Here is a 17,666-nt window from a genome sequence, read left to right as displayed (position 1 = left end):
CCATGAGCGAGGAAGTACGGCTGGTCGCCTGGGTGCGCGGACGCGTGCAGGGCGTGGGTTTTCGCTGGTTCACGCGTGCCAAGGCGCTGGAGATCGGCGGGCTGAGTGGTTTTGCTCTCAATTTGGCCGACGGCCGGGTCCAAGTGGTCGCCGAGGGCGCCCGAGAGGGCTGCGAGGGCCTGCTGGACTGGCTCCAGGGCGACGACACGCCCGGACGCGTGGACGGCGTCACCGAGATCTGGGACACACCCCGCGGCGGCTACGAGGGCTTCGCCATCCGCTGAGCTCCTGCGGCCGAGGGCCCGGGGCCGAGCGGGCCGACCTGCCCGGGGCATGTGCGGAGAGCGGAAACGCCCTGGTGGTTGCCAACACGGGCGTGGCATGGCAGGCTCCGCAGGTACTGCTGGTCGCCACGCCCTGAGGGTCCGGAGAAGTCGCAGCACCGCCGTTTTCCCGGCCGCGCGCCCCGGTTCGCCCGCCAATACAGGGCGTGATCGTGTTGACCGTCAAACTTTTTGGTGAGACGCTGAAAGCCCCGCGCACCTTAGCTGTTTGGCATGGAGCAACACCAGAGCACCACCCGGATGTGCCAAGCACCGCGGGTGCGAATCCCTCACGACCCACACCGCATCGGTCGGTCACTCAGTGTGGAGGACCATCCATCATGGCAAAGGCGCTTCTCGGTTACGTCGGCGGCTCCGACCCTCGACTCCTCGCCGAGATGCGACGGCTGCAGCAGCGCGTACAGGACCTGGAGTCCGAGCTCGGACGGATCCAGGCGGAGAACGAAGCGCTGACGGCTGCCGCCTCTCAGGACAGGATCATGGAGAGCATCGACGCACACCAGGCGGAGCCTGCGCTCACCTGATCGCTGCACCGCTCCACAACAGCAGTCGCAGCGAGCGGGCTGCCCGTATCAACCGCTCAAGTTGATCCAATCGACTGGAACCCAGTCGGTCAGAGTTGCAAGGGACGCTTCGGCGTCCCTTCTTTCTTTCCCCGCGCATCCTTTCACCTTCTTTAACGTCTGATGTGCCCTGCCTGTTCAGTGGCGAAACCGTGGGGTTGCGAGTGTCCGTGGAGTGAGATAGCGGCGGCAGGTAGAGTCCAGCGGCGTGCACCTCAAGGCCCTGACTCTCCGCGGGTTCAAGTCGTTCGCGTCGGCAACCACGCTCCGGTTCGAACCGGGGATCACGTGTGTGGTCGGTCCGAACGGCTCGGGCAAGTCCAACGTCGTGGACGCGCTCAGCTGGGTCATGGGCGAACAAGGCGCCAAGTCGCTGCGCGGCGGCAAGATGGAGGACGTCATCTTCGCCGGCACCACCGGCCGCCCGCCGCTCGGCCGCGCCGAGGTGTCCCTGACCATCGACAACTCCGACGGGGCGCTCCCCATCGAGTACGCCGAGGTCACCATCACGCGGATCATGTTCCGCAACGGCGGCAGCGAGTACCAGATCAACGGCGACACCTGCCGCCTCCTCGACATCCAGGAACTGCTCTCCGACTCCGGCATCGGCCGCGAGATGCACGTCATCGTCGGCCAGGGCCAGCTCGACTCCGTCCTGCACGCCGACCCCATGGGCCGCCGCGCCTTCATCGAGGAGGCCGCGGGCGTCCTCAAGCACCGCAAGCGCAAGGAGAAGGCGCTGCGCAAGCTGGACGCGATGCAGGCCAACCTCGCGCGCGTGCAGGACCTCACCGACGAGCTGCGCCGCCAGCTCAAGCCCCTGGGCCGCCAGGCGGCGGTGGCGCGCCGGGCCGCCGTCATCCAGGCCGACCTGCGCGACGCCCGGCTGCGGCTGCTCGCCGACGACCTGGTACGGCTGCGGGAGGCCCTCCAGGCCGAGATCGCCGACGAGGCGGCCCTGAAGGAACGCAAGGAGACCGCCGAACAGGAGCTGAAGCGGGCCCTGCACCGCGAGTCCCTGCTGGAGGACGAGGTACGCCGGCTCACGCCCCGCCTCCAGCGCGCCCAGCAGACCTGGTACGAGCTGTCCCAGCTGGCCGAGCGGGTGCGTGGCACCGTCTCGCTGGCCGACGCCCGGGTCAAGAGCGCCACCTCCGCGCCCCCGGAGGAGCGGCGCGGCCGGGACCCCGAGGACCTGGAGCGCGAGGCCGCCCGCGTCCGCGAGCAGGAGGCCGAGCTGGAGGCCGCCCTGGAGGCGGCCCAGCGGGCACTGGACGACACGGTCGCCCACCGTGCCGAACTGGAGCGCGAGCTGGCCGTGGAGGAGCGCCGGCTGAAGGACGTCGCCCGCGCCATCGCCGACCGCCGCGAGGGTCTGGCCCGGCTGTCCGGTCAGGTGAACGCGGCCCGCTCGCGCGCCGCCTCCGCTCAGGCCGAGATCGACCGGCTGGCCACGGCCCGCGACGAGGCCCAGGAACGTGCGGTGCGGGCCCAGGAGGAGTACGAGGCCCTCCAGGCCGACGTCGACGGCCTCGACGCCGGCGACGCCGACCTGGCCGAGCGGCACGAAGCGGCGAAGCGGCGGCTGGCGGAGGCGGAAGCGGCCCTGAGCACGGCCCGCGAGGCACTCATCGCCGCCGAGCGCAGCCGTGCCGCCACCCAGGCCCGCCATGAGGCGCTGGCCCTGGGCCTCAGGCGGAAGGACGGCACCGGCATACTGCTCGGCGCACGGGACCGGCTCACCGGAGTCCTCGGCCCGGCCGCGGAGCTGCTGGGCATCACCCCGGGCTACGAGATTCCGCTGGCCGCGGCCTTCGGTGCGGCGGCGGACGCGATCGCCGTGACGACCCCCGCGGCCGCAGCCGAGGCGATCAACCTGCTGCGCAAGCAGGACGGGGGCAGGGCGGCCCTCCTCCTGGCGGGCGCCCCGGAGGCAGCGCCCCGAAGCGGCGCGGGGAACGGCTCGCTCGGCCACGGCGAACCGGCGGACGACGAGCCCGGGGCAGCGCCCCGAAGGGGTGCGGGGAACGGCGCGCTCAGCCACAACGCACCCGCACCCGACCACCGACCCGGCGCCCCCCTGCCCGCCGCCGACCTCGTCCGCGGCCCCGCCGAGCTGATGCCCGCCGTCCGCCGGCTCCTGCGCGGAATCGTCGTGGTCGAAACCCTGGACGCCGCCGAGGCGCTGGTCTACGCCCACCCGGAGCTGACCGCCGTGACCGCCGAAGGCGACCTCCTCGGCGCCCACTTCGCGCACGGCGGCTCCGCCGGTGCCCCGAGCCTGCTGGAGGTGCAGGCCTCCGTCGACGAGGCCGCGGCCGAGCTGGCCGACCTGGCGGTGCGGTGTGAGGAGCTGGCCCAGGAGCAGCGGGCGGCAGCCGACCGGCGTACCGGGGCCGCCGCCCTCGTGGAAGAACTCGGGGAGCGGCGGCGGGCCGCCGACCGGGAGAAGTCGGCCGTGGCCCAGCAGCTCGGGCGGCTGGCCGGACAGGCGCGGGGCGCCGCCGGGGAGGCCGAGCGGTCGGCCGCGGCGGCGGCACGCGCGCAGGAGGCGCTGGAGAAGGCCGTACAGGAGGCCGAGGAGCTGGCCGAGCGGCTCGCGGTCGCCGAGGAGATGCCGGTGGAGGAGGAGCCGGACACCTCCGTACGGGACCGGCTCGCCGCCGACGGGGCCAACGCCCGGCAGACCGAGATGGAGGCCCGCCTCCAGGTTCGTACGCACGAGGAGCGGGTCAAGGGGCTGGCGGGGCGCGCCGACTCGCTGGACCGGGCGGCCCGCGCCGAGCGCGAGGCACGGGCGCGTGCCGAGCAGCGCCGGGCCCGGTTGCGCCACGAGGCGGCCGTGGCCGAGGCGGTGGCCTCCGGCGCCCGGCAGCTGCTCGCGCACGTCGAGGTGTCCCTCGCCCGGGCCGAACAGGAGCGCGCCGCCGCCGAGGCCGCCAAGGCCCGGGGCGAGCAGGAGCTGGCCGCCGCCCGTACGGCCGGCCGGGAACTGAAGGCCGAGCTCGACAAGTTGACGGATTCGGTGCACCGCGGCGAGGTACTCGGCGCCGAGAAGCGGCTGCGTATCGAGCAGCTGGAGACCAAGGCGCTGGAGGAGCTGGGTGTCGAGCCGGAGGGGCTGGTGGCGGAGTACGGGCCGCATCTGCCCGTGCCGCCCTCGCCCCCCGCCGAGGGCGAGCGGCTGCCGGACGACCCGGAGCACCCGCGCAACCGGCCGCGCCCCTTCGAACGGGCCGAGCAGGAGAAACGGCTCAAGACCGCCGAGCGGGCCTACCAGCAGCTGGGCAAGGTCAACCCGCTGGCGCTGGAGGAGTTCGCCGCGCTGGAGGAACGGCACAAGTTCCTCAGCGAGCAGCTGGAGGACCTGAAGAAGACCCGCGCCGACCTGCTGCAGGTGGTGAAGGAGGTCGACGAGCGCGTCGAGCAGGTCTTCACCGAGGCGTACCGGGACACGGCCCGCGAGTTCGAGGGCGTCTTCAGCCGGCTCTTCCCGGGCGGCGAGGGCCGCCTGGTGCTGACCGACCCCGACAACATGCTCACCACGGGCGTCGATGTCGAGGCGCGTCCGCCGGGCAAGAAGGTCAAGCGGCTGTCGCTGCTCTCCGGCGGCGAACGCTCGCTGACCGCGGTCGCGCTGCTGGTGTCGATCTTCAAGGCCCGGCCGAGCCCCTTCTACGTCATGGACGAGGTCGAGGCCGCGCTGGACGACACCAACCTCCAGCGGCTGATCCGGATCATGCAGGAGCTCCAGGAGGCCTCGCAGCTGATCGTGATCACCCACCAGAAACGCACGATGGAGGTCGCCGACGCGCTCTACGGCGTCTCCATGCAGGGCGACGGTGTGTCAAAGGTCATCTCGCAGCGGCTGCGGTAACTATCTGTTCAAGAAGTGAACACAATGCAGCTGGGTATATCTCAAAACTCACAGCCGTTGAACTATTGACTTCGAAAGTTGAAGGCATAGTCTCTCCAGCGTTGCTTTTACCTTCAGGTGTCGCCACCTGAGAGGGCTCACCCCACGCGGCAGCGTTGCCGCGGCCCGAGGAGATACACGTGACCAGCACAGCGCAGGCACCACAGTCAGGAGCCAGGACGGCCCACCCCGAACATCTCGGGCACGTCATATTCATCGCGGCGGCTGCCGCCATGGGCGGCTTCCTCTTCGGCTACGACAGCTCCGTCATCAACGGCGCCGTCGAGGCCATCCGCGACCGCTACGGCATCGGTTCCGCCGCTCTCGCGCAGGTCATCGCGATCGCCCTGATCGGCTGCGCCGTCGGTGCCGCCACCGCCGGCCGCATCGCCGACCGGATCGGCCGCATCCGCGTCATGCAGATCGCCGCGCTCCTCTTCGTGGTCAGCGCCGTCGGCTCCGCGCTGCCCTTCTCCCTGTGGGACTTCGCCCTCTGGCGCATCGTCGGCGGCTTCGCCATCGGCATGGCCTCCGTGATCGGCCCGGCCTACATCGCCGAGGTCGCCCCGCCCGCCTACCGCGGCCGGCTCGGCTCCTTCCAGCAGGCCGCGATCGTCGTCGGCATCGCCGTCTCCCAGCTGGTCAACTGGGGTCTGCTCAACGCCGCCGGCGGCGACCAGCGCGGCACGCTGATGGGCCTGGAGGCCTGGCAGGTCATGCTCGGCGTGATGGTCGTCCCGGCCGTCCTGTACGGCCTGCTCTCCTTCGCCATCCCCGAGTCCCCGCGCTTCCTGCTCTCCGTCGGCAAGCGGGACCGCGCCCGGGAGATCCTCGCCGAGGTCGAGGGCAAGGACGTCGACCTGGACGCCCGCGTCGCCGAGATCGAGCTGGCGATGAAGAGCGAGCACAAGTCCACCTTCAAGGACCTGCTCGGCGGCGGCTTCTTCTTCAAGCCGATCGTCTGGATCGGTATCGGCCTGTCGGTCTTCCAGCAGTTCGTCGGCATCAACGTCGCGTTCTACTACTCCTCGACGCTGTGGCAGTCGGTCGGCGTCGACCCGACGGACTCGTTCTTCTACTCCTTCACGACGTCGATCATCAACATCGTCGGCACCGTGATCGCGATGATCTTCGTGGACCGCGTCGGCCGCAAGCCGCTCGCCCTCATCGGCTCGGTCGGCATGGTCGTCGGCCTGGCCCTGGAGGCCTGGGCGTTCTCCTACGACCTGGTCGGCGGCAAGCTGCCGAGCACCCAGGGCTGGGTCGCCCTGATCGCCGCCCACCTCTTCGTCCTCTTCTTCGCCCTCTCCTGGGGCGTGGTGGTCTGGGTCTTCCTCGGCGAGATGTTCCCGAACAAGATCCGTGCCGCCGCCCTGGGCGTCGCCGCCGCCGCGCAGTGGATCGCCAACTGGGCCATCACCGCGAGCTTCCCGTCGCTGGCCGACTGGAACCTCTCCGGCACCTACGTGATCTACACCGTCTTCGCCGCGCTCTCCATCCCGTTCGTCCTGAAGTTCGTCAAGGAGACGAAGGGCAAGTCGCTGGAGGAGATGGGCTGACCCGCGCAGGGCTCCCCGAACTCGGGGAGAAGGGCCAAGTCCCCGCTGCCCCTCTCCTCGTACCGTCCGCCGCCCCCGGCCCGGCCACTGCCCGGACCGGGGGCGGCGGTGCCGTACCCGCCACCCGTGAGCCGGATCAGTCACCGAGCGCGGGGAGCACCCGCTGCGCGAACAGCCTGAGGCTCCGCCAGCCCTCCTCCACCGGCATCCCGCCCGCCAGCGGATGCAGCACCAGGCTGTCCAGGCCCTGCGCCACGCACTGCTCCGGGGTGAGGATCCGGTACACGCCCTCCGCGCGCAGCTCGTCCACGGTCGCCGCCGCCGACCTCACCGCAGAGGTGATGTCCGCCGACTGCCAGGAGGCGTACGTCCGCGCCTCGTGCAGGAAGTGCCCGCCGTACTCGGCCCACGCCCGGTCCGGGTCCTCGGCGATGTGCAGCAGCGGGGTCTCGGCGGCCGGCATCATCGTCCAGCCCTCGGTGCCGTACTCGGTGAGCTTCTCCTTGTAGTACGCCTCCAGCTCCGGCAGATGCGCGCTCGGGAAGAACGGCAGGCCGAGCCGGGCGGCCCGGCGGGCGGCGGCCTTCGAGGAACCGCCGACCAGCAGCAGGGGGTGCGGATCGGTGTACGGGCGGGGAGTGAGCCTCACCCTGCGGCCCCGGTACGTGAACTCCTCACCGGTCCACGCCCGCAGCAGCGTCTGAAGCAGTTCGTCCTGGAGCCGGCCCCGCCGCTCCCAGTCGACGTCGAACAGGGCGTACTCCTCGGGCCGGTAGCCGATCCCGGCCACCGTCACCAGCCGCCCGCCGCTCAGCAGGTCCAGTACGGCGATGTCCTCGGCCAGCCGTAGCGGGTCGTGCAGCGGGCCGATCACCGCCGACACCGTCACCGCGATCCGGCGGGTCGCGCCGAACACCGCGCCCGCGAAGGCGAACGGCGACGGCAGCCAGTTGTTCTCCGCGCCGTGGTGCTCCTCCGTCTGCACGGTGGTGACCCCGCGCTCGTCCGCGTAGGCGGCCATCTCCAGGGCGGCGCGGTAACGGGCGGAGAGGGCGGCGGGGCCGGTGCCGGGTGCGACGAGGTTGAAACGTACGACGGTGACGGGCATGCGAAGTCCCCCTCCGGTACGGCACGGTGGAGGGGGACGGTAGCTGACGTGGCGTCAGATCGCCAGGAAGGCGGCGGCCGGGATCAGACGCCGGCGGTCGTGGGCTCCTCGACGGGCTCGCCCGCCCGGACCGGGACCGGAGCCGGCTTGGGCAGCACCAGGTACAGCAGCCCCGAGATCACGATCGTCGCCACCCAGCCGAGGCCGTACTCGCCGACCACGTTGTTCTTCGCGAGCGGGCCGGTGAACCAGTCCGAGGTGGTGAACATCAGCCCCGAGGCGAGGCCGACCGCCCAGGCGGCCACGGCCGCGGGGGCGAACCCGCCCTTGTACCAGTAGGCGCTGGTGCGCGTGGTGTCGGCCATGGCCCGGCCGTCGTACTCGGTACGGCGGAACATGTCCGCGCCGAACACGCCGACCCACGCCGAGAAGGCGACCGCGAGCAGCGACAGGAAGGCGATGAACGAGCCCATGAAGCTCGTGGCCACCAGCATCAGCACCCCGCCGAAGATCAGCGAGATCACGGCGTTGACCGAGACCGCCCAGTGCCGCGGCACCTTGAAGCCCAGGGTCTGCGCGGTGAAGCCCGCCGAGTACATCGACATCGAGTTGATCAGCAGCATGCCGATCAGCGCGATGAACAGGTAGGGCACCGCGATCCACGTCGGCAGGATCTCGCCGAGGAAGGACACCGGGTCGGTCGCCGAGGCCAGGTCCGGCGTGGAGACCGCCATCACCGCGCCCATCAGGACCATGGGCAGCACGACGACACCGGCGCCGCCGACCGCCGTGCCCACGATCGCCCTGGAGGACGCCGTGCGCGGCAGGTAGCGGGTGAAGTCCGGCGCGGACGGGATCCAGCTGACACCGCCGGCCGCGATCATGCCGATGCCGGTGATCACTGCGGCCGTGGAGCCGGCGCTGTGGTCCAGCACCTTCGACCAGTCGGTGTTCGCCACCAGATAGACCAGGACCAGCACCGAGAAGACGCCGAAGAGATAGGTCGCGTACTTGTTGCACTTCTGCACGGCGTTGATACCGAGCCCGGAGATCGCGAAGGTCGCGACCACGAACACCAGCAGCATCACCATGTCCAGCACGCTGTTCGCCTTCAGGCCGAACAGGATGTCCAGGATGGTGAGCATCGCGTAGGCGCCGGTCACCGCGTTGATCGTCTCCCAGCCCCAGCGCGCGACCCAGATCAGCGAGCCGGGCAGCAGGTTGCCGCGCTGGCCGAAGACCGCGCGCGAGAGCGCCATGCCGGGCGCGCCGCCCCGCTTGCCGGCGATGCCGATCAGCCCGACCAGGCCGTACGACACGATCGGCGCGGCCACCGCGACGACCAGCGCCTGCCAGATGTTCAGGTGGTAGGCCACGACCAGGCTCGCGCCCATGGTCAGCAGCAGCACGCTGATGTTCGCACCGACCCAGGTGGGGAACAGCTCCCGGGTCTTCGCGGTGCGCTCGTGGTCGGGGACCTGCTCGATACCGCGGGTTTCGAGAGCACCTTCGGTCTCGACGGTTTTGCTCATGGAAAAAGGGCCAGACGTGGGGGGACAGCGGACGCTCGGACTCTACGCGCGTGGATAGAGCGGCCACCATCGTACTTTGCTCCGAGTCCTTGTATTACGTGGCGTTTGTCTCTCGGATGAAGGCACAAACGGGGCCCTGACGAACCCCATGGCCGATACTGGTCGGGTTATGGAAACCGTCATCCTTGCTGTAGTCATCGCCGTGGTCGTGCTCGCGGCGCTCGGCGGGCTGGTGGTCGGCAGCCGGCGCCGCAAGCCGCTGCCTCCGCCGCCCCCGAAGGCGCCCGACATCACCGCGCCCCCGGCCGAGCCGCACGTCGGCGACGAGGCCGAGACGCCGCGCGACGAACCGCGCCGGACGATCGAGGAGGTGGATCTCCCAGGCGGCCCCGCGCCGGTCGCCGTCGAGGAGCCCCCCGTTGTCGAGGTTCCGGAGATCGAGGTCCCGGAGCCCACCGCAGGCCGGCTGATCAGGCTGCGCGCCCGCCTGTCCCGCTCGCAGAACGCCCTCGGCAAGGGCCTGCTCACCCTGCTCTCCCGTGAGCACCTGGACGAGGACACCTGGGAGGAGATCGAGGACACGCTGCTCACCGCCGACGTCGGCGTGCTGCCCACCCAGGAACTGGTCGAGCGCCTGCGCGAACGCGTCAAGGTGCTCGGCACCCGCACCCCCGAGGAGCTGCGCGGCCTGCTGCGCGAGGAGCTGCTCAAGCTGGTCGGCACCGACGTCGACCGCACGGTCAGGACCGAGCCCGAGGACCGCAAGCCCGGCATCGTGATGGTCGTCGGGGTCAACGGCACCGGCAAGACCACCACCACCGGCAAGCTCGCCCGCGTGCTCGTCGCCGACGGCCGCACGGTCGTCCTCGGCGCCGCCGACACCTTCCGGGCCGCTGCCGCCGACCAGCTCCAGACCTGGGGCGAGCGCGTCGGCGCCTACACCGTGCGCGGACCGGAGGCCGGCGACCCCGCTTCCGTCGCCTTCGACGCGGTCAAGGAAGGCAAGGAGATGGGGGTCGACGTCGTCCTCATCGACACCGCCGGCCGCCTGCACACCAAGACCGGTCTCATGGACGAGCTGGGCAAGGTCAAGCGCGTGGTCGAGAAGCACGCGCCGCTTGACGAGGTGCTGCTCGTCCTGGACGCCACCACCGGCCAGAACGGCCTGGTGCAGGCCCGCGTGTTCGCCGAGGTCGTGGACATCACCGGCATCGTGCTGACCAAGCTGGACGGTACGGCGAAGGGCGGCATCGTGGTCGCGGTCCAGCGCGAGCTGGGCGTGCCGGTCAAGCTGGTCGGGCTCGGCGAGGGCGCGGACGATCTCGCCCCGTTCGAGCCGGAGGCGTTCGTGGACGCCCTGATCGGAGAGTAGCCGTCACGGAAACCGGTGACTGCCGAGAAGTGCCCGCCCCCGGTGCAGTGGGGACGGGCACTTCGTCTTTCGGCGCGCTACCGGGGCCGGGCCTGCGGACCGGACCAGGTGCGCGACCGATGGGCCACATACGCCAGCGTGCCCAGCAGCAGCTGCGCCGCCGGCGGCCGCGTCGCCGAGTCCAGCGCCGGCGGGCGCAGCCAGCGCACCGGGCCCAGGCCACCGCGGTCGGAAGGCGGTGCGGTGATGTGGCTGCCGGGGCCGAGACCGCGCAGGTCCAAGGCGGCCGGGTCGTCCCAGCCCATGCGGTACAGCAGCCGGGGGAGGTCGGCGGCGGCGCCGGGGGCGACGAGGAAGTGGGCGCGGCCGTCGGGTGTGGCGGCCACCGGGCCGAGCGGGAGGCCCATCCGCTCCAGCCGGACCAGGGCGCGCCGGCCGGCCGGCTCCGCGACCTCGATGACGTCGAACGCCTGGCCGACCGGCAGCATCATGGAGGCGCCCGGGACCTCGGACCAGATCTTGGTCACCTCGTCCAGCGTGGCCCCGGCCGGCACCACGCGGGCGAAGTCCAGCGGATGCGCGCCCGGCGCCGCACAGTCGGACCGCCCGCACGAACAGGCACCTCCGGCGGCCCGCGCCCCCGGCACCACGTCCCAGCCCCACAGCCCGGTGAACTCGGCGACGGCGGTGCACTCCCCGGAACGGCCGCGCCGGCGCGTGCCGGAACGGATCTCGCGGATGCCGCCGATCGTGAAGCCCATGCCCCCTCCAACGGGTCCAGCGCGCCGGTGGTTACGCCACGGAACGAGACGGAAACGGAACGTAACGCTACGGCTCCGCTTTTTCCCGACGTCCCGTCGGAGTAAGGCGGCGCCTTGACGTACGCGGGGTGGCGCACCGGGGGTCACGCGCCCCTGCGTGCATCACTCCGCCGGCTTCCGGTCGTCCTATGTCAAGTGAATCGCGCGGTGTCGATCGTGAGTTCATTCGAAGGGGTGGCGAATGGTGGCGTTTCCGGGATCCATGTGGCTGGACGGGTGATCGTAGGATTACTGTGAGTGTGCGAGTCCCCGGGGCACATGCACTCGTGGGTATGCCGGAGGCAAGTCGCCATCGCGTTCGAAGGGTGAGAACCGGCGGACGGCGGGCCGTATGTACCGGCATTCTGATAGGGCTTGGCGCATCAGGCGACAAGTGGTCTCAGGGATGGGGGCGTTCCAGTGGGCGGCAACGGCGGTAGCGGGACGAACGCTGACAAGCGCCCCAACGAGCTGCTCGGCTCGTGGTTCGTGCGCAGCGGCTGGTCCAAGGGTGAGCTGGCCCGCCAAGTGAACCGCCGGGCACGCCAGTTGGGTGCCAACCACATCTCCACCGACACCTCGCGGGTGCGCCGCTGGCTGGACGGGGAGAACCCGCGCGAACCGATCCCGCGCATCCTCTCGGAGCTGTTCTCCGAGCGCTTCGGCTGTGTCGTCTCCATCGAGGACCTCGGCCTGCGCGCCGTCCGCCAGTCACCCGCCGCCTCCGGTGTCGACCTGCCCTGGACCGGCCCGCAGACGATCGCCCTGCTCGGCGAGTTCTCGCGCAGCGACCTGATGCTCGCCCGGCGCGGCTTCCTCGGCACCTCGCTCGCCCTCTCCGCCGGTCCCTCCCTCATCGAGCCCATGCAGCGCTGGCTCGTGCCCACCCCGGCCTCCCCGGCCCCGTCCGTGCCCGCGCCCGTCCTGGACACGCGCCGGCCGGGCCGGCTCTCCCGGCCCGAGCTGGACCTGCTGGAGTCCACCACGCGCATGTTCCGCCAGTGGGACGCCCAGTGCGGCGGCGGCCTGCGCCGCAAGGCGGTCGTCGGCCAGCTGCACGAGGTCACCGACCTGCTCCAGGAACCCCAGCCCGAGGCCACCACCCGCAAGCTGTTCCAGGTCGCCGCCGAACTGGCCGAACTGGCCGGCTGGATGTCGTACGACGTCGGCTTACAGCCCACCGCGCAGAAGTACTTCGTCCTCGCGCTGCACGCGGCCAAGGAGGCCGGCGACAAGCCGCTCGGCTCCTACATCCTCTCCAGCATGAGCCGCCAGATGATCCATCTCGGCCGGCCCGAGGACGCCCTGGAGCTGATCCACCTCGCCCAGTACGGCAGCCGCGACTGCGCGAGCCCGCGCACCCAGTCCATGCTGTATGCGATGGAGGCCCGCGCCTACGCCAACATGGGCCAGCCCGGCAAGACCAAACGCGCCGTCCGCATGGCCGAGGACACCTTCGCCGACGTCGACGAGTGGGACGAGCCGGACCCCGACTGGATCCGCTTCTTCTCCGAGGCCGAGCTGTACGGCGAGAACTCCCACTCCTTCCGCGACCTCGCCTACGTCGCCGGTCGCAGCCCCACCTACGCCTCCCTCGCCGAGCCGCTGATGCGCAAGGCCGTGGAGAAGTTCGCCGAGGACCCCGAGCACCAGCGGTCGTATGCGCTCAACCTCATCGGTATGGCCACCGTCCACCTGCTCCAGCGCGAGCCGGAAGAGAGCACGGCCTACGCCGCACAGGCCATGGAGATCGCCAAGAAGGTCCGCTCCGAACGGGTGAACACTCGTATCCGAAAGACGGTCGACACGGCCGTACGCGACCACGGCGACCTCGCCGCCGTGGCCGCCCTCTCCGACCAGCTCGCCGTCGACCTGCCGGAGACCGCCGAGGCGGTCTGATCCCCGCCCGACACCCAAGCCCCGGCCGCGGCCGGTCCTCCCGAACTGCCCGACTCGGCTCCCCCATGCCAGGTCATCGAGAGGCCGCCGCGGCCGGTTTTTTCGGCTCCCCAGAAGGTTGCGCCACGATAACGATCGCGCGGCCGCACATCTCGCACTTCACCGACGCGTAACACACAGGGCGCCTTCGTCACCCCGGCGAAACAACGAGGGGCTTCCACCGAAACCGCGCTGCGCCAATCTCATGGCGCATAACCGGCCCACCCCTCACCCCGACCGGATCGCTCAGGCACCGCCCGCACGGGGCCGTACAACCGACGAGGAGACGCCGATGGCATCAGCCATCATGCTTGCGGCGGACACACCCGAACTGTCGTCCGCCAACACAGGCTTCATGCTCATTTGTTCCGCCCTGGTGATGCTCATGACCCCGGGCCTGGCCTTCTTCTACGGAGGAATGGTCCGGGTCAAGAGCACCCTCAACATGCTGATGATGAGCTTCATCAGCCTGGGGATCGTCACGATCCTGTGGGTGCTCTACGGCTTCTCCCTCGCCTTCGGCACGCACAACAGCCTCATCGGCTGGAACTCCGACTGGTTCGGCCTCAGCAACATCGGCCTGACGGAGCTCTGGGACGGCTACTCCATCCCGATCTTCGTCTTCATGGTCTTCCAGCTGATGTTCGCGATCATCACGCCGGCCCTGATAAGCGGCGCCCTCGCGGACCGCGTCAAGTTCTCCGCGTGGTCGCTGTTCATCGCCCTGTGGCTGACGATCGTCTACGTCCCGGTCGCCCACTGGGTCTGGGGTGCCGACGGCTGGGCCTACAAGCTCGGCGTGATCGACTTCGCGGGCGGTACGGCGGTCCACATCAACGCGGGTGCAGCGGCCCTCGGTGTCATCCTCGTCATCGGCAAGCGCGTCGGCTTCAAGAAGGACCCGATGCGCCCGCACAGCCTCCCGCTGGTCATGCTCGGCGCAGGGCTGCTGTGGTTCGGCTGGTTCGGCTTCAACGCCGGCTCCTGGCTCGGCAACGACGACGGCGTCGGCGCGCTGATGTTCGTCAACACCCAGGTCGCGACGGCCGCCGCCATGCTGGCCTGGCTCGCCTACGAGAAGATCCGGCACGGCGCGTTCACCACGCTCGGCGCCGCCTCCGGCGCGGTCGCCGGCCTGGTCGCCATCACCCCGTCCGGTGGCGCGGTCTCCCCGCTCGGCGCGATCGCCGTCGGCGCCATCGCCGGTGTCGCCTGTGCCGCGGCCGTCGGCCTGAAGTTCAAGTTCGGCTTCGACGACTCCCTCGACGTGGTCGGCGTCCACATGGTCGGCGGCATCATCGGCTCCCTGCTGATCGGCTTCTTCGCCACCGGCAAGGGCCAGTCCACCGCGACCGGCGTCTTCTACGGCGACCACACCTGGACCCAGCTGTGGAAGCAGTGCGCCGGTGTCGGCGCGGTCCTCGCCTACTCCCTGGTCGTCTCCGCGGTCCTCGCCTTCCTGCTCGACAAGACCATAGGAATGCGGGTCACCGAGGACGAGGAGGTCTCCGGCATCGACCAGGCCGAGCACGCCGAGACCGCATACGACTTCAGCGGCGCCGGCGGCGGTGTCGCCGGGACCCTCGCCGCCCCGGCCCTGGCCGCCGCGCAGACCCGGAAGGTGGACGCATGAAGCTCATCACCGCCGTCGTGAAGCCCCACCGGCTCGACGAGATCAAGGAAGCCCTCCAGGCCTTCGGCGTCCACGGACTCACGGTCACCGAGGCCAGCGGCTACGGCCGGCAGCGCGGCCACACCGAGGTCTACCGCGGCGCCGAGTACACCGTCGACCTCGTCCCCAAGATCCGCATCGAGGTCCTCGCCGAGGACGACGACGCCGAGCAGCTGATCGAGGTCATCGTCAAGGCCGCCCGCACCGGCAAGATCGGTGACGGCAAGGTCTGGTCCCTGCCGGTCGAGACCGCCGTACGGGTCCGCACGGGCGAGCGCGGGCCGGACGCGCTCTGACGCAGGACAATCGAGTCGGGGGAAACGGAACAGGAGTCGCCGGGTGACGGGTACGGATGTGCGAACAGGGACGGAAGACTCGGGACCCGGCGGCTACGCGGCGGCCCGGCTGCGCCTCCTCACCGAGGGGGCGCGGTCCGGGCCGCCGCGCCGTACCGGCCTCGCCGAACTGACCGACGACTGGCTCGCCGGACTGTTCACCGCGGCGGCCGGCTCGCTGCCCGGTGTCTCGCTCGTCGCCGTCGGCGGCTACGGCCGGGGGGAACTGTCCCCGCGCAGCGACCTCGACCTCGTGCTGCTGCACGACGGCTCCGACCCCGGCGCGGTCGCCGCCCTCGCCGACCGGCTCTGGTACCCCGTCTGGGATCTTGGCCTCGCCCTCGACCACTCCGTCCGCACCCCCGCCGAGGCCCGCAAGACGGCCGGCGAGGACCTGAAGGTCCACCTCGGCCTGCTGGACGCCCGTCACCTCGCCGGCGACTCCGCCCTCACCGCCGGACTGCGCACCGCCGCCCTCGCCGACTGGCGCAACCAGGCCCCCAAACGCCTCCCCGAACTCCAGGAACTGTGCGCCGAGCGGGCCGAGCGCCAGGGCGAACTGCGGTACCTGCTGGAACCGGACCTGAAGGAGGCCCGGGGCGGCCTCCGCGACGCCACCGCGCTGCGCGCCGTCGCCGCCTCCTGGCTCGCCGACGCCCCGCGCGAGGGCCTCGCCGACGCCCGCCGCCGGCTGCTCGACGTACGGGACGCCCTCCACCTGGCCACCGGCCGCGCCACCGACCGGCTCGCCCTGCAGGAGCAGGACCAGGTGGCCGCCGAGCTGGGACTGCTCGACGCCGACACCCTGCTGCGGCAGGTCTACGAAGCGGCGCGCGTGATCGCGTACGCCAGTGACGTCACCTGGCGCGAAGTGGGGCGCGTCCTGCGCTCGCGTGCCGTCCGGCCGCGGCTGCGCGCCATGCTCGGCGGCGGCAAGCCCGTCACCGAGCGCTCCCCGCTCGCCGAGGGCGTGGTCGAGCAGGACGGCGAGGTGGTGCTCGCCCGCGCCGCACGCCCCGAACGCGACCCCGTGCTCCCGCTGCGCGCCGCGGCCGCCGCCGCCCAGGCCGGTCTTCCGCTCTCCCTGCACGCCGTACGCCGCATGGCCGCCACCGCGCGCCCCCTGGCCACGCCCTGGCCCGCCGAGGCCCGCGAACAGCTGGTCACCCTGCTCGGCTCCGGCCGCCCCACGGTCGAGGTCTGGGAGGCGCTGGAGGCCGAGGGCCTGATCACCCGCCTGCTCCCCGACTGGGAACGGGTCCGCTGCCGCCCCCAGCGCAACGCCGTCCACATCTGGACGGTCGACCGGCACCTGATCGAGACCGCCGTCCGCGCCTCGGAACTCACCCGCCGCGTCAGCCGCCCCGACCTGCTCCTGGTCGCCGCCCTGCTGCACGACATCGGCAAGGGCTGGCCCGGCGACCACTCCGTGGCCGGCGAGATCATCGCCAAGGACGTCGCGACGCGGATCGGCTTCGACCGGTCGGACGTGGCCGTACTGGCGCTGCTGGTCCGCCACCACCTGCTGCTCATCGAGACGGCCACCCGCCGCGACCTGGACGACCCCGCCACCGTCCGCTCGGTCGCCGAGGCGGTCGGCACCCAGAGCACCCTGGAACTGCTGCACGCGCTCACCGAGGCCGACGCCCTCGCCACCGGCCCGGCAGCCTGGTCCTCCTGGCGCGGCTCCCTCGTCGCCGACCTCGTACGGCGCGCCTCCGCCGTCCTCGCCGGAGACGCCCCCGGCGAGCCCGAGCCGGCCGCGCCCACCGCCGAGCAGGAGCGCCTCGCCATCGAGTGCTTCCGCACCGGCGGCCCGGTGCTCGCCCTGCGCGCCCAGCCCGAACCGGTGACCGAGGGGGAGCCGTCCGGCGATCCGGAACCCCTGGGCGTCGAACTCCTCATCGCCGTCCCCGACCAGCCGGGCGTGCTCCCCGCGGTCGCCGGCGTCCTCGCCGTCCACCGCCTCACCGTCCGCACGGCGGAACTGCGCGCCCTGAGCCTGCCGGACGACGTGGACGACGACGGCTCCGTCCTCCTCCTCAACTGGCGGGTCGCCGCCGAGTACGGCTCCCTGCCCCAGGCGACCCGTCTGCGCGCCGACCTCGTCCGCGCCCTGGACGGCACCCTCGACATCGCCGGCCGCCTCGCCGAACGCGACGCGGCCTACCCGCGCCGACGCGGCTGGGTCGCCCCGCCGCCCCGCGTCACGGTCGCCCCGGCGGCCTCCCGCCACGCCACGGTGATCGAGGTCCGCGCCCAGGACGCGCCGGGCCTGCTGTACCGCATCGGGATGGCCCTGGAGAAGGTGGGCGTGCGGGTGCGGAGCATGCACGTGAGCACGCTGGGCTCCAACGCGGTGGATGCGTTCTATGTCACGACGGGGGCGGGCTCACCGTTGCCCGGTCAGGACGCCGCGTCGTTGGCGGGAGTGCTGGAGGAGACGCTTCGCGGATGACCCTGCCCCGGTGCCTTCGACGCCGGGCTACCCTGGAGGGCGATTCCCTCAAGACCGTCACCGACCCCG

General features: G+C 71.6%; 12 protein-coding genes. 9 read left to right on the top strand and 3 right to left on the bottom strand.

Going from position 1 to position 17,666, the window contains the following annotated elements:
• Positions 1-2 precede the first annotated feature (2 nt).
• The 4 genes from ACZ7DL_RS34455 (at position 3) to ACZ7DL_RS34440 (ending at position 6,382) form a co-directional block, all read left to right on the top strand.
• Entirely contained in the window at positions 3-284 is a 282-nt protein-coding gene (locus ACZ7DL_RS34455) for an acylphosphatase (RefSeq protein ID WP_470780344.1), read from the top strand.
• A 380-nt stretch (positions 285-664) separates the two neighbouring features.
• Entirely contained in the window at positions 665-868 is a 204-nt protein-coding gene (locus tag ACZ7DL_RS34450) for a hypothetical protein (protein WP_030346494.1), read from the top strand.
• 247 nt (positions 869-1,115) lie between these two features.
• Complete coding sequence (locus ACZ7DL_RS34445) at positions 1,116-4,784, top strand: AAA family ATPase (RefSeq protein WP_470780342.1); 3,669 nt, start codon at positions 1,116-1,118, stop codon at positions 4,782-4,784.
• A gap of 179 nt (positions 4,785-4,963) precedes the next feature.
• Complete coding sequence (locus ACZ7DL_RS34440; RefSeq protein WP_470780340.1) at positions 4,964-6,382, top strand: sugar porter family MFS transporter; 1,419 nt, start codon at positions 4,964-4,966, stop codon at positions 6,380-6,382.
• A gap of 136 nt (positions 6,383-6,518) precedes the next feature.
• Here the strand turns inward: ACZ7DL_RS34440 and ACZ7DL_RS34435 are convergent, their stop codons facing one another.
• Both ACZ7DL_RS34435 and ACZ7DL_RS34430 read right to left on the bottom strand, forming a co-directional pair.
• Positions 6,519-7,490, bottom strand: a complete 972-nt coding sequence (locus ACZ7DL_RS34435) for an LLM class flavin-dependent oxidoreductase (protein ID WP_470780338.1) — start codon at positions 7,488-7,490, stop codon at positions 6,519-6,521.
• Positions 7,491-7,573: 83 nt separating this feature from the next.
• On the bottom strand, positions 7,574-9,022 hold the full coding sequence (locus ACZ7DL_RS34430; protein WP_470780337.1) for a cytosine permease: 1,449 nt from the start codon (positions 9,020-9,022) through the stop codon (positions 7,574-7,576).
• A 169-nt stretch (positions 9,023-9,191) separates the two neighbouring features.
• Here ACZ7DL_RS34430 and ftsY point away from each other — a divergent pair, with 169 nt between their 5' ends.
• Positions 9,192-10,394: a signal recognition particle-docking protein FtsY gene (gene ftsY, locus ACZ7DL_RS34425; RefSeq protein ID WP_470780335.1), complete on the top strand. Its 1,203-nt coding sequence runs from the start codon at positions 9,192-9,194 to the stop codon at positions 10,392-10,394.
• A 77-nt stretch (positions 10,395-10,471) separates the two neighbouring features.
• On the opposite strand, the gene ACZ7DL_RS34420 is transcribed toward ftsY, so the two are convergent.
• Positions 10,472-11,155 (bottom strand): bifunctional DNA primase/polymerase, encoded by a 684-nt coding sequence (locus ACZ7DL_RS34420; RefSeq protein WP_470780333.1) that lies wholly within the window; start codon positions 11,153-11,155, stop codon positions 10,472-10,474.
• A 459-nt stretch (positions 11,156-11,614) separates the two neighbouring features.
• On the opposite strand from ACZ7DL_RS34420, the gene nsdA reads away from it, so the two are divergent.
• The 4 genes from nsdA (at position 11,615) to ACZ7DL_RS34400 (ending at position 17,597) form a co-directional block, all read left to right on the top strand.
• Positions 11,615-13,093 carry a transcriptional repressor NsdA gene (nsdA, locus tag ACZ7DL_RS34415; RefSeq protein WP_470780331.1) on the top strand — a complete coding sequence of 493 codons (1,479 nt, stop codon included), beginning with the start codon at positions 11,615-11,617 and terminating at the stop codon, positions 13,091-13,093.
• A 331-nt stretch (positions 13,094-13,424) separates the two neighbouring features.
• Positions 13,425-14,765 carry an ammonium transporter gene (locus ACZ7DL_RS34410; protein WP_470780329.1) on the top strand — a complete coding sequence of 447 codons (1,341 nt, stop codon included), beginning with the start codon at positions 13,425-13,427 and terminating at the stop codon, positions 14,763-14,765.
• Entirely contained in the window at positions 14,762-15,100 is a 339-nt protein-coding gene (locus ACZ7DL_RS34405; protein ID WP_030990174.1) for a P-II family nitrogen regulator, read from the top strand. The genes ACZ7DL_RS34410 and ACZ7DL_RS34405 overlap by 4 nt, the downstream gene beginning before the upstream one ends.
• A 43-nt stretch (positions 15,101-15,143) precedes the next feature.
• Positions 15,144-17,597, top strand: a complete 2,454-nt coding sequence (locus ACZ7DL_RS34400) for a [protein-PII] uridylyltransferase (RefSeq protein WP_470780327.1) — start codon at positions 15,144-15,146, stop codon at positions 17,595-17,597.
• Positions 17,598-17,666 lie beyond the last annotated feature (69 nt).

This window comes from Streptomyces sp. NPDC036984, from assembly GCF_055607665.1.
Note: the sequence above shows the minus strand (reverse complement) of the source record. Positions and strands in the feature narration are given on the sequence as shown.

What these genes read in the sequence shown, in the direction of transcription:
- ACZ7DL_RS34450 (WP_030346494.1), top strand. Translation starts at nt 665, where the DNA reads ATGGCAAAGGCGCTTCTCGGTTACGTCGGCGGCTCCGACCCTCGACTC.
- ACZ7DL_RS34435 (WP_470780338.1), bottom strand. Translation starts at nt 7,490, where the DNA reads ATGCCCGTCACCGTCGTACGTTTCAACCTCGTCGCACCCGGCACCGGC.
- ftsY (WP_470780335.1), top strand. Translation starts at nt 9,192, where the DNA reads ATGGAAACCGTCATCCTTGCTGTAGTCATCGCCGTGGTCGTGCTCGCG.
- ACZ7DL_RS34455 (WP_470780344.1), top strand. Translation starts at nt 3, where the DNA reads ATGAGCGAGGAAGTACGGCTGGTCGCCTGGGTGCGCGGACGCGTGCAG.
- ACZ7DL_RS34430 (WP_470780337.1), bottom strand. Translation starts at nt 9,022, where the DNA reads ATGAGCAAAACCGTCGAGACCGAAGGTGCTCTCGAAACCCGCGGTATC.
- ACZ7DL_RS34410 (WP_470780329.1), top strand. Translation starts at nt 13,425, where the DNA reads ATGGCATCAGCCATCATGCTTGCGGCGGACACACCCGAACTGTCGTCC.
- ACZ7DL_RS34405 (WP_030990174.1), top strand. Translation starts at nt 14,762, where the DNA reads ATGAAGCTCATCACCGCCGTCGTGAAGCCCCACCGGCTCGACGAGATC.
- ACZ7DL_RS34420 (WP_470780333.1), bottom strand. Translation starts at nt 11,155, where the DNA reads ATGGGCTTCACGATCGGCGGCATCCGCGAGATCCGTTCCGGCACGCGC.